This is a genomic window from Pseudomonas violetae, from assembly GCF_023072615.1.
Lineage (GTDB): Bacteria > Pseudomonadota > Gammaproteobacteria > Pseudomonadales > Pseudomonadaceae > Aquipseudomonas > Aquipseudomonas violetae.
Genome location: NZ_JAKNRW010000003.1, coordinates 157330 through 168843, shown reverse-complemented (window position 1 = coordinate 168843; position 11514 = coordinate 157330). Strand labels below are relative to the sequence as shown.

9 protein-coding genes are annotated in these 11514 nt (G+C 59.0%); 4 read left to right on the top strand and 5 right to left on the bottom strand.

Annotation, left to right across the window (positions count from 1 at the left end; genetic code table 11):
- Positions 1-240: 240 nt before the first annotated feature.
- Entirely contained in the window at positions 241-441 is a 201-nt protein-coding gene (locus L9059_RS05100; protein WP_247288770.1) for a hypothetical protein, read from the top strand.
- A gap of 376 nt (positions 442-817) precedes the next feature.
- Entirely contained in the window at positions 818-2293 is a 1476-nt protein-coding gene (locus tag L9059_RS05095) for an inorganic phosphate transporter (RefSeq protein WP_247288768.1), read from the top strand.
- Positions 2294-2549: 256 nt separating this feature from the next.
- Here L9059_RS05095 and ccoM read toward each other — a convergent pair whose 3' ends face one another.
- The 3 genes from ccoM to L9059_RS05085 form a co-directional block, all read right to left on the bottom strand.
- Entirely contained in the window at positions 2550-2666 is a 117-nt protein-coding gene (gene ccoM / locus L9059_RS30625; RefSeq protein ID WP_007926603.1) for a cytochrome c oxidase subunit CcoM, read from the bottom strand.
- 146 nt (positions 2667-2812) lie between these two features.
- A complete protein-coding gene (locus tag L9059_RS05090) occupies positions 2813-2974 on the bottom strand; it encodes a hypothetical protein (RefSeq protein WP_247288765.1) in 162 nt (53 codons plus the stop codon).
- 95 nt (positions 2975-3069) lie between these two features.
- On the bottom strand, positions 3070-3411 hold the full coding sequence (locus tag L9059_RS05085; protein WP_247288764.1) for an aspartate-semialdehyde dehydrogenase: 342 nt from the start codon (positions 3409-3411) through the stop codon (positions 3070-3072).
- Positions 3412-3675: 264 nt separating this feature from the next.
- Between L9059_RS05085 and rapA the strand changes: the two genes are divergently transcribed.
- Positions 3676-6522 carry an RNA polymerase-associated protein RapA gene (gene rapA / locus L9059_RS05080; protein ID WP_247288762.1) on the top strand — a complete coding sequence of 949 codons (2847 nt, stop codon included), beginning with the start codon at positions 3676-3678 and terminating at the stop codon, positions 6520-6522.
- 177 nt (positions 6523-6699) lie between these two features.
- On the opposite strand, the gene L9059_RS05075 is transcribed toward rapA, so the two are convergent.
- Positions 6700-8049, bottom strand: coding sequence for a spinster family MFS transporter (locus tag L9059_RS05075; RefSeq protein ID WP_247288760.1), 1350 nt, complete (start codon positions 8047-8049; stop codon positions 6700-6702).
- Between the two features lie 280 nt (positions 8050-8329).
- Here L9059_RS05075 and L9059_RS05070 point away from each other — a divergent pair, with 280 nt between their 5' ends.
- On the top strand, positions 8330-10612 hold the full coding sequence (locus L9059_RS05070) for a putative bifunctional diguanylate cyclase/phosphodiesterase (protein ID WP_247288758.1): 2283 nt from the start codon (positions 8330-8332) through the stop codon (positions 10610-10612).
- Here L9059_RS05070 and L9059_RS05065 read toward each other — a convergent pair.
- The gene (locus tag L9059_RS05065; protein ID WP_247288756.1) at positions 10503-11396 is read right to left on the bottom strand and encodes an NAD(P)-dependent oxidoreductase; all 894 of its coding nucleotides are present in this window, start codon (positions 11394-11396) and stop codon (positions 10503-10505) included. The two genes, L9059_RS05070 and L9059_RS05065, sit on opposite strands and share 110 nt — an antisense overlap.
- Positions 11397-11514 lie beyond the last annotated feature (118 nt).

Genomic DNA, 11514 nt, shown 5'->3' with positions numbered 1-11514 from the left:
TGTTCCATTGTCGCTGCCAGCAGCAAGCGCCTGCCGCTGATCACTTGATGCTACGCCAACGCGCTCGCTGTAACTGGAGACTGATGCTACGTCAGCTGTTTATCTCTGGTGCCGTGGCCGCCTGTAACCTGTATTGAATGCTCTCGCCATCGAAACCCTCCCGGGTTGTCGCCGAGCGCAGTCGATATCGCCGTGCAGTGCGTTTCACCAGAATCAATCTCAACTCATACAGGTAGCACTGTGACGAAAGACGAACTGCGCGCGGAACTTGAGCGCCAGGAACAACGTTACAAGGAAGTTTACGGCGGGGAAGTCACCACCTACGCCGCCCAGCCCGAACCGGAACGTAAACCCTGGCGTAAACGCGCCACCGTTCAGGATCAGGCATTCAGCCAGGAACTGCAGAAGATGGAAAAGGAACTCAAAGCCGAAGATCCATGAATCGCAGGGCGTTGATCTTTCCAAGGGTCTGGATGTTGGCCAGTTAAAAGCGGGCCGAATCGATGATGCCTACGCGCCCGCTACGAGCGGGCAGCGGCTACCTTGTCCAGAGGACGAGGTCACAGGTTCATTTCTGACCCTCTTTTCAGAAATTTCCCACGGGTGTTCATATCTCTCGAGTTTTTCGGAGAACCCCCTGTGTATGCAGCCTTTGCCTTTAGATTCAACGACCTGCGAAGCCAGTCGATGCACCGTTAATCCGGCGCTGCCCGCGAACTATTTCATTGAAGAATGTTACCGATGAGCAGCTAGTGCATCGATTTCCATCCTTTTCTGGCATAATCGCGCCCCCTTACGACCGGGTCAGAAAACCTTCATGATCGATTTATTCAGCGGACTGGATGCTTGGGTGCTCGTGAGCCTCTTGCTCGCCCTGGCCTTTGTCCTCGCCTTCGAGTTCATCAACGGCTTTCATGACACCGCTAACGCGGTGGCCACCGTTATCTACACCAAAGCCATGCCGCCCCATCTGGCGGTGTTCTTTTCCGGTGTGTTCAACTTCCTCGGCGTGCTGCTGGGCGGTGTCGGCGTGGCGTATGCCATCGTCCACTTGCTTCCGGTAGAACTGCTGATCAATGTGAACACCGGTCACGGGCTGGCCATGGTGTTCTCGCTGCTTGCCGCAGCCATCACCTGGAACCTGGGCACCTGGTACTTCGGTATCCCGGCTTCGAGCTCCCACACGCTGATCGGTTCGATCCTCGGTGTCGGCCTGGCCAACGCCTTGATCAACGATATTCCGTTGGCCGATGGCGTGAACTGGCAGAAGGCGATCGATATCGGCGCGTCCCTGGTGTTCTCGCCGATGGCGGGCTTCCTGGTCGCAGCGCTGATACTGATCGGCCTTAAGTGGTGGCGTCCGCTTTCGAAGATGCACAAGACGCCGGAACAACGCCGCAAGATCGATGACAAGAAGCATCCGCCGTTTTGGAATCGCCTGGTACTGGTGATTTCGGCCATGGCCGTGAGCTTCGTGCACGGTTCCAACGATGGTCAGAAAGGTATCGGCCTGATCATGCTGGTGCTGATCGGTATCGTCCCGGCGCAGTTCGTGCTCGACCTGGGCAGCACCACTTACCAGATTGAACGGACTCGCGACGCGACCCTGCACTTGAGCCAGTTCTACAAGCGCAATGCCGACACCCTGGGCGAGTTCCTGGCCCTGGGTAAAAGCGTGGAAGGTGATCTTCCGGAGAAATTCCGTTGCAACCCGCAACAGACCGAACCGACCATCTCCGCCCTGCTCGGCACCTTGAAAGGCGTTTCCGACTACCACTCGCTGCCGTCGGACAGCCGCATCGAAGTACGTCGCTACCTGCTCTGCCTGGATGACACGGCGAAGAAAGTCAGCAAACTGCCTGGCCTCGAGCCCCGTGAAAAAGCCGACCTGGACAAGCTGCGCAAGGACCTGACCACCACCACCGAATACGCCCCGTTCTGGGTGATTCTGGCGGTCGCCCTGGCACTTGGCCTGGGTACCATGGTGGGCTGGAAGCGCGTAGTGCTGACCATTGGCGAGAAAATCGGCAAACAAGGCATGACCTACTCCCAGGGCATGGCGGCGCAGATCACTACGGCGAGCCTGATCGGCATGGCGAACATCTTCAGCCTGCCGGTTTCGACCACCCACGTACTGTCCTCGGGCGTGGCCGGTACCATGGTCGCGAACAAAAGTGGCCTGCAAGGCGGCACGGTAAAAACCATCCTGCTGGCCTGGGTGTTAACCCTGCCGGCAACGGTAGCCCTGTCAGCCGGCCTGTTCTGGCTGGCATCGAAGGCGCTGGGTAGCTGATAGAAAAGCGGCACAAAAAAGGCGCGTCCCGTGAGGTTCGCGCCTTTTTAATGCCTACAAAAAACACCAGAAAACCCTCTGGGAGCCGAGCGTGCTCGCGATAGCGGTCTTTCAGTCAATGTAGATGTTAAATGTAGTGGACTCATCACGAGCAAGCTCGGCTCGTAGAGGGTCCCAGGGACCTTTCGCAAGGACAAAAAAAAGGGCAACCGAAGTCGCCCAAAATGCCTTGCGTGCTCATTGCTTCCTGAAAGACCTACGGTTTTTTCCGTTTGTGCGCGTCTTTCCAGATAAAAAATCCAAACCCTGCAAAAAACAGAACCATGAGGCCGACTGTCAGCACTCCGGCGATCACCACGTTGTCGAAAAACATGACTGGCCTCCTGCACTTGCCCTGTTGCGATAGGGCTAAGTTAACCAATCGGGCAGAAGAGAAAATTGACCAGGATCAATGTCGCCGGAGACTGGGCGTAAAGGAGGGAGAAAAACTGACCTGCATCAATCGATGCAGGGGGGGGGTCAACGCTTTTTCGGTTTGTTCTTCGGCTTTTTCTTTGGCTTCCCCAAAGGCATGGCCTGCTCAAATGCCTGACGCACTTCATTCAGGCGCTTCTCATTGAGGTCATGCACCCGCTTGGCGCGTTCAGCGGTTAGATCGATCAGTTTGTCGTCCTGGCTCATGTCTTCACTACATCGCGTCGTTTAAAGGTGCTGCGTTTGCACGCATGGTCACGCCAATAATGTAGCCTAACGACGGCGCTGACCAGCCGCTGGTTTCATATCTCGATATCAACCCACAATCCCTGCCTCGGCTCGTCTTCGATCAAAGGCGCAACCGGCACCGTGTTGTCCGCGTTCAGCTCATAGCCGGGAATTGGCAGATGTTGATCAGGTTGGCCATCAGCTTCACGTCGACGTTTTTTCCGCTGTTGCTGACGGCGCTGCTCTTCGCGCAGCTGAAATGCCGCCTCCTCGGGATCGCGCTGCTGCAGGTCGATCGTGCTGTCACTGGACGTTTTCTGCACCGGGGCTACGGGGGCGATGTCCGGGCGCTGGCGAACCGGATCCTGCTGTGAAGTGATCGGCACGGCACTCAAGGGGAGCATCGGTGGCAGCATGATTTTAGTTCTCCTGTCAGCAGGCTGTCGGCTGCGGGGACCCCAACTTGAGCACGCGCACACAAATTGTGACCCGGTTGGCACTTGCGCGATGGCGGGTTCAAGGGAAGTTGGGGCTATCGTTTATAGGACAACGCTGAACCCAGGCGTTCCACCAAGATCAAAAGATCACAGCCTGCGGCAGCTCATACACGCGTTATCCTTTGGCCTGGAGCCCTCATTCCGTTAAGATAGCCCGCTTTTTCAAGGTGGGAGTCAGGCAGCATGGCGCAGCAGTATCAACCGGGGCAACGCTGGATTAGTGACAGCGAAGCCGAGCTGGGTTTGGGCACCGTTCTGGCACAGGACGGCCGCTTGTTGACCGTGCTCTATCCGGCCACTGGCGATACCCGCCAGTACGCGCTACGGAATGCGCCCCTCACCCGTGTGAGGTTTTCGCCGGGTGACTCGATCACTCACTTCGAAGGCTGGAAACTGACCGTACAGGAAGTCGACGATGTCGACGGCCTGCTGGTCTACCATGGCCTCAACGCGCAGAACGAAATCGTCACCCTGCCGGAAACCCAGCTATCGAACTTCATTCAGTTCCGCCTGGCCAGCGACCGTCTGTTTGCCGGGCAGATCGACCCGTTGGCCTGGTTCTCCCTGCGGTACCATACGCTGGAGCACACCAGCCGCCAGCTGCAGTCCTCGTTGTGGGGACTGGGCGGCGTTCGGGCGCAACCGATCGCCCACCAGTTGCACATCGCCCGCGAAGTTGCCGACCGCATCGCCCCTCGGGTTCTGCTCGCCGACGAAGTAGGCCTGGGTAAAACCATCGAAGCCGGCCTGGTGATCCATCGCCAATTGCTCTCGGGTCGCGCCAGCCGTGTGCTGATCCTGGTTCCGGAAAACCTGCAGCACCAGTGGCTGGTAGAGATGCGCCGCCGTTTCAACCTGCAGGTCGCTCTGTTCGACGAAGAACGCTTCATCGAAAGCGATGCGACCAACCCGTTCGAAGATACCCAGCTGGCACTGGTAGCCCTTGAATGGCTGGTGGACGACGAAAAAGCCCAGGATGCGCTGTTCGCCGCCGGCTGGGACCTGTTGGTCGTCGATGAAGCGCACCACCTGGTGTGGCACGAAGAAAAGGCCAGCCCTGAGTATTCCCTTGTTGAGCAACTGGCCGAAGTCATTCCCGGCGTCCTGTTGCTGACCGCCACCCCGGAGCAGCTCGGCCAGGACAGCCACTTCGCCCGCCTGCGCCTGCTCGATCCAAACCGTTTCCATGACCTGCACGCCTTCCGCGCCGAGAGCGAAAACTATCGCCCGGTAGCCGAAGCCGTTCAGGAACTGCTGGAAAAAGGGCGCCTGTCGCCCGAAGCGCACAAGACGATCCACGGTTTCCTCGGCAATGAGGGCGAAGCGTTGCTGACCGCGGTCAACGATGGCGACACCGAAGCCAGTGCGCGCCTGGTTCGCGAACTGCTGGATCGCCATGGTACTGGACGCGTGCTTTTCCGAAACACCCGCGCCGCCGTGCAGGGTTTTCCGGAACGGAAACTCCACCCGTATCCGCTGCCGTGCCCGGACGAATACCTCGAGTTGCCGCTGGGCGATCACGCCGAGCTGTATCCTGAAGTGAGCTTCCAGGCTCAGCCTGACGCCAACGAAGAAGAGCGCTGGTGGAAGTTCGACCCTCGTGTCGAGTGGCTGATCGATCAACTGAAGATGCTCAAGCGCACCAAGGTCCTGGTGATCTGCGCCCACGCCGAAACCGCTATGGACCTGGAAGACGCCCTGCGCGTGCGTTCGGGCATCCCGGCGACGGTGTTCCACGAAGGCATGAACATCCTTGAGCGCGACCGCGCCGCCGCCTACTTTGCCGACGAGGAATTTGGCGCACAAGTGCTGATCTGCTCGGAAATCGGCAGTGAAGGTCGCAACTTCCAGTTCTCGCATCACCTGGTACTGTTCGACCTGCCTGCGCACCCGGACCTGCTGGAACAACGCATCGGCCGTCTGGACCGGATCGGCCAGAAGCACATTATCGAGTTGCACGTGCCATACCTGGAAACCAGTCCGCAGGAGCGACTGTTCCAGTGGTACCACGAAGCACTCAACGCCTTCCTCAATACCTGCCCGACCGGTAACGCATTGCAGCACCAGTTCGGCTCGCGCCTGCTGCCGTTGCTGGAAAATGCCGACGACGCAGAATGGCAAGCGCTGATCGACGAAGCCCGCGCCGAGCGTGAGCGCCTGGAAGCCGAACTGCACACTGGCCGCGACCGCCTGTTGGAGCTCAACTCCGGTGGTGCCGGCGAAGGCGATGCGCTGGTCGAGGACATTCTTGAGCAAGACGATCAGTTCGCCCTGCCGATCTATATGGAAACCCTGTTCGATGCCTTCGGCATCGACAGTGAAGACCATTCGGAAAATGCGCTGATCCTCAAGCCGAGCGAGAAAATGCTCGACGCCAGCTTCCCGCTGGGCGACGACGAAGGCGTAACCATCACCTACGACCGCAACCAGGCGCTGTCTCGCGAAGACATGCAATTCATCACCTGGGAACACCCGATGGTCCAGGGTGGCATGGATCTGGTGCTGTCCGGTTCGATGGGTAACACTGCCGTGGCGCTGATCAAGAATAAGGCGCTGAAACCTGGCACCGTGTTGCTGGAACTGCTCTACGTCAGCGAAGTGGTGGCCCCTCGCGCACTGCAGTTGGGGCGCTATCTGCCGCCAGCCGCCCTGCGCTGCCTGCTCGATACCAACGGCAACGACCTGTCGGCCCGCGTCGCGTTCGAAACCCTCAACGACCAGCTCGAAAGCGTGCCGCGGGCCAGCGCCAACAAGTTTATCCAGGCCCAGCGTGACCAGTTGACGCCGCGGATCAACGCCGGTGAAGAGAAAATCTTCCCGCGCCATGCCGAGCGCGTCGCTGAAGCCCAGCGCCGCCTGGCCGCCGACACCGATGAAGAACTGGCACGCCTGACCGCCCTGCAAGCGGTCAATCCGACGGTACGCGACAGCGAACTGGTAGCACTGCGCAAACAACGCGAGCAAGGCCTGGCCATGCTCGACAAGGCTGCGTTACGACTGGAAGCGATTCGGGTGCTGGTGGCGGGGTAAGTCCCCTGCCCCATCGGCAAACGGAAAAGGCCCACAGTGATGCGGGCCTTTTTTATTCCTGGTTGTTGTGGTGTTGCTGATGGCCTCTTCGCGGGCAAGCCCGCACAGTGGATTTGTGAACGCTACAGATCCACGGTAGGAGCAGGCTTGGTCCGGGCGGCGTTCCGACGAAGGCGATTACGCAGTCGCCGCAGAAACCCCAGGCTCAACCACAGCCACCAACCCATCCTTCATCCGCTTCGCATCCCGCACAAAACACCGCGAAGCCATGAACAGAAACACCATCGTGAAGAACAGCGCCACCGGAATCAGGTACATCGCGTCGTGCAAGCCCACCGCCTTGAACGCTTCGGTCATCTGCTCGGCGCCCGCCGCCAGCATGGCCGAATGGGCGAAGTGATCAGACAGCCCACCCACTACCACCGGCCCCAAACCACCGCCTAGCAGATATAACCCGGCAAAAAACAGTGCGATGGCCGTTGCCCGCAGCCGTGGCTCGACCACGTCCTGGATGGCGGTATAGACGCAGGTGTAGAAGTTGTAGGCAAACAGCCAGCCCAGGCTGAACACCGCGACAAACAGCCCGATCTCGATCCGCCCGGCGTGCAAGGCCCAGGCTGTGCATACAGTCGATACAATCAGGCTGAACGCGGCAAACAGCAGCCGCCCATTGGCAACCCTCTGGTGGATCTTGTCGGCGACCCACCCGCCAAGGGTAAGGCCGAACAACCCGGTCACACCGACAATCACCCCCGTCGCCACAGCAGCCTCATGCAACGGCATCAGGAAGTAACGTTGCAGCATCGGCACCAGAAATGAGTTGCAAGCATAGGTCGCGAAGTTGAAGCACAACCCTGCCAGCACCAGCCACAGGAAGGTCGGTACCGCCAATACCCGACGGATCGGCCGCTCGATGCGCTCCTGGGACACCTGCACGCTTTCCGCCGCACCGCGCTTGGGTTCCTTGATGAAAAACATGAACACCGCCAGAACTAGACCCGGCACTGCGGCAATGAAAAAAGGCGCACGCCAGCTGTCGAAGGTCTTGACCATCCAGCCGATGGTGAAGAACGCCAGTAACAGGCCCAGGGGCAGGCCCAGCATGAAGATGCCCATGGCTCGGGCACGCCGGTGGGCCGGGAACAAGTCGCCAATCAGTGAATTGGCGGCGGGCGCATAACTGGCTTCGCCAATACCAATGCCCATGCGCACGATCAAAAACGTCCAGAAACTGCCTACCAGCCCATTGACCGCCGTCAACCCGCTCCAGGCGGCCAGCCCCCAGCCCATCAATTTAGCCCGCGAACCGGTATCGGCCATCCGTCCAAGCGGCAGGCCGGCGATTGCATAGACAATGGTAAACGCCGTACCGATGATCCCCAGCTGAAAATCGCTCAAGTGCCATTCCATGCGGATGGGCTCGATGATGATGGCCGGGATGGTACGGTCGAAAAAGTTAAACAAATTGGCCAGGAACAACAGGAACAGAATGCGCCACGCATTCGCCGCTTGGGTCGAGTTCTGCATGCTTCCGTCTCTTTTATTGTTATGGGGCTTCACTGCCCCCGGAACCTGCAATCTAGTCACGCCTGCACAAGCTGTCTGTAATTATTCGTTAAGCTGATATGCCTCTATGAAAAACCGCCTGCTGCCGCCATTTGATTATTGCCAAATGTTCTAACGCTCATTCCAAATCGATTGACACCAAACTGCCACTACCGCTTGCGCTTCCCCCATGCCCTCTATACTGCAACACAACCCGCCAGCTTCAACGATGGCAGCCAGGATGACGAAAACGGGAAATGCTATGGAATGGCTTGGTTTGCCTTTCATTACCGACCTACCAGATAGGGGACTGGTAACCCTCGGTTACACCCACAATACGTTTCTCGTGCTGCTGGCTTATATGGTCGCCTGCGTCGGTAGCTTTGCCACGCTGGACATAGCCGAACGAGTGGATCATGCCCAGAAGCCAGAGTCCCAACGCCTGTGGCGCCTGGTTGGAACGGCATGCCTGGCGTGTGGCATCTGGGCCATGCACTTCATTGGCATGCTCGCGTTCCAAGCGCCAGTCGAAATTCATTACGCCCTCCCCATCATCCTCGTCTCCCTGATGATCGCCCTGCTCGCCTCATGGCTGGTGATGTTCACCCTAAGCCAGGTGCAGCAAACGCTGTGGCACTACGTGAAAGCCGCGGTGTGCATTGGCCTGGGCATAGCCGCTATGCATTACGTCGGCATGGGCGCCATGCGCTCCAAGGCCGCCGCGTATTTCGAGCCGATGCTGTTCACACTGTCTGTGATAATCGCCATGCTGGCCGGCCTTGCAGCCCTGCTGATCGCCCGGCACTTGCGCGGCGGCAGCGGGCTGTCCCATCAGCTAAAGAAATACACGGCCAGCTTGGTGCTCGGAGCCGGCCTGTTCGGCATGCACTTCACTGGCATCGCCGCGTTCAAGCTGGTACTGCCTGCAGGCAGTGTCCTGACGCCGCCGAGCGAAAACGATCACCTGCAACTGGGGCTCACCGTGGCCGTCATGACGCTACTCATCATCGGCAGCAGCATCAGCGCGGCGCTGGCTGACAAAAAACTGCAACACAAGGAGCGCGACCTGCAACGGGTCAACGCCTTGCTCAGCCAACTCGACCAGGCACGCATGTCGTTACAACAGGTTGCGCATTACGACGCGCTGACCAACCTGCTCAATCGCCGCGGGTTCAACCAACTGTTCGCCGAGAAACTCATCGAAAAGACCAATGAAGGTGGCATGCTCGCTGTGCTGTTCCTGGACATCGACCACTTCAAGCGCATCAACGACAGCCTCGGTCATGACGCCGGCGACGAATTACTCAAGGTCCTCGCCAGCCACATCAAGGGTTCGGTACGCAGCCATGAAGATGTGGTGGCACGTTTCGGCGGTGATGAGTTCTGCATCCTCATAGGATTGCACGACCGTGAAGAAGCACGGCACATGGCCCAGCGCATCATGATGAAGATGAAAGAACCTATCGAGCTTTCGGGACGGCGCATGGTGATGACCACCAGCATTGGTATCAGCCTGTTTCCCGAGGACGGCAGAACATGCGAAGAATTGTTGAAAAACGCCGACCTGGCGCTCTATCAATCCAAGGGCAATGGCCGTAACGGCCTGAATTTCTTCAGCGCCATCCTGAAGACCCGCGCGATGATGGAGCTGCAACTGGAAGAAGAACTGCGCCATGCCCTGCGCGAGAACTCCGGCCTGATGCTGTACTACCAACCGATTTTTGACCTCAAGACCGGACTGGTGAGCAAGCTCGAAGCCCTGGTGCGCTGGCAGCATCCGGTGCACGGCCTGCTCGCGCCAGAGCGGTTCATCGCCATCGCTGAAGCCAATGGCTTGATAGCACAACTCGACAACTGGGTGCTGCGCAAAGCCTGCGAGGACTTGGGTGAGTTGTCCCGCCAGGGCTGCGAAGCACTCAGGATTGCGGTGAACTGTTCGCCCCTTAACCTGGTGCGCGAGGAACTCGCCGATGAGATCGAACAGGCGTTGCGGATCGCCGGTGTGGCCCCGCAACGACTGGAACTGGAAGTGACGGAAAATGCGCTGATGGGCAACATCGCCAATACACTGGTGTTGCTGCGCCAGATTCGCGCGCTGGGGGTGTCGCTGTCGATCGACGACTTCGGCACCGGGTACTCATCCTTGGCCTACCTCAAACGCCTGCCGCTCAACACCTTGAAGATTGATCGTTCGTTTATCCAGGATATTCCCCAGTCGACCCAGGACATGGAAATCGTCCAGGCGATCATCGTCATGGCCCATACCCTGCATTTGCACGTCGTCACCGAGGGCGTCGAAACGCAGGAGCAGTACGACGCCCTGGAACGCTCCGACTGTGACTTCATTCAGGGCTACTTGCTCAGCCGCCCGGTGCCGCTGGCTGAATTGCGCCCCGTCCTCAACGAAATAAACCAGCGCAACTATTTGAGCCCGATCATTCCCGCGGGCCAGGCTCGCGGTACATCTGCACTAACGTCGACGGATCTTTTTCCAGAAAGCCCTTACTCCCGTGCAACCGCATCAATTGGGCGCCCAGTGCGCTGAGGGGCGTCGCCGAACCCTGTTCGCGGGATAATTTCACTGCGGTGTCGAGATCCTTGAGCAGTGTGCGAACATGCCATTTCACCGGCTCGAAACGGTTGTCGGCCATTTGCGGCGCGAGGATCTGCAAAGGCTCCGAATCGGCAAAGCCCCCCGCCAGCGCTTCGGCAATCAGACTGGCATTAACGCCGGACCGCTCGGCCAAGGCCACCGCCTCGGCGATGACCAATGCATTGCAGGCGACGATCATCTGATTGCAGGCCTTGGTCACCTGCCCCGCGCCCACGCCCCCCATATGGGTCACGCGCTGACCGATACTCAGTAATGCAGTCCTGACTCGTTCAAGGTCTGACGCCGCCCCTCCGACCATGATCGCCAGCGAGCCCGCTTCGGCCCCCACCACCCCCCCAGACACTGGGGCGTCCAGCCATTGCATGCCGCTTGATTCGTTCAGCGTCATGGCCATTTCCCTGGTGGCCGCAGGCTCCAGGCTGGAAAAGTCCACCAGCAACTGGCCGTTTTTCGCACCCTCGGCAATGCCCGCCGCGCCAAACACCACCTCTCGCACCACGGCGGTATCCGCCAGGCACAGCATGACCACATCCGCGTACGAACACAGCTCGGCCGGCGTCGAGACCTGCCGAGCCCCCGCCTCGACCAATGGGGCGCACTTGCCCGGATTACGATTCCACACGGTCAATGGAAACCCCGCCGCCAGCAATCGTCGGCACATCGGTAAGCCCATCAGGCCAATACCGGCAAATCCCAGCGAAGGTAAAGTTGCCACGGTCTGGTTTCCTCCAATTGAACACGAGTAGAAAAGCGCTTGTTAACCCCGGAATGTATCAACATCTGGAAACAATTAAACCGACCAATGACGGGGCAGCCAACTGTTCTCGTTACGC

Bases quoted from the DNA above. Each gene is read 5' to 3' on its own strand.
- L9059_RS05095 (WP_247288768.1), top strand. From the start codon at position 818: ATGATCGATTTATTCAGCGGACTGGATGCTTGGGTGCTCGTGAGCCTC.
- ccoM (WP_007926603.1), bottom strand. From the start codon at position 2,666: ATGTTTTTCGACAACGTGGTGATCGCCGGAGTGCTGACAGTCGGCCTC.
- L9059_RS05090 (WP_247288765.1), bottom strand. From the start codon at position 2,974: ATGAGCCAGGACGACAAACTGATCGATCTAACCGCTGAACGCGCCAAG.
- L9059_RS05085 (WP_247288764.1), bottom strand. From the start codon at position 3,411: ATGCTGCCACCGATGCTCCCCTTGAGTGCCGTGCCGATCACTTCACAG.
- rapA (WP_247288762.1), top strand. From the start codon at position 3,676: ATGGCGCAGCAGTATCAACCGGGGCAACGCTGGATTAGTGACAGCGAA.
- L9059_RS05075 (WP_247288760.1), bottom strand. From the start codon at position 8,049: ATGCAGAACTCGACCCAAGCGGCGAATGCGTGGCGCATTCTGTTCCTG.
- L9059_RS05070 (WP_247288758.1), top strand. From the start codon at position 8,330: ATGGAATGGCTTGGTTTGCCTTTCATTACCGACCTACCAGATAGGGGA.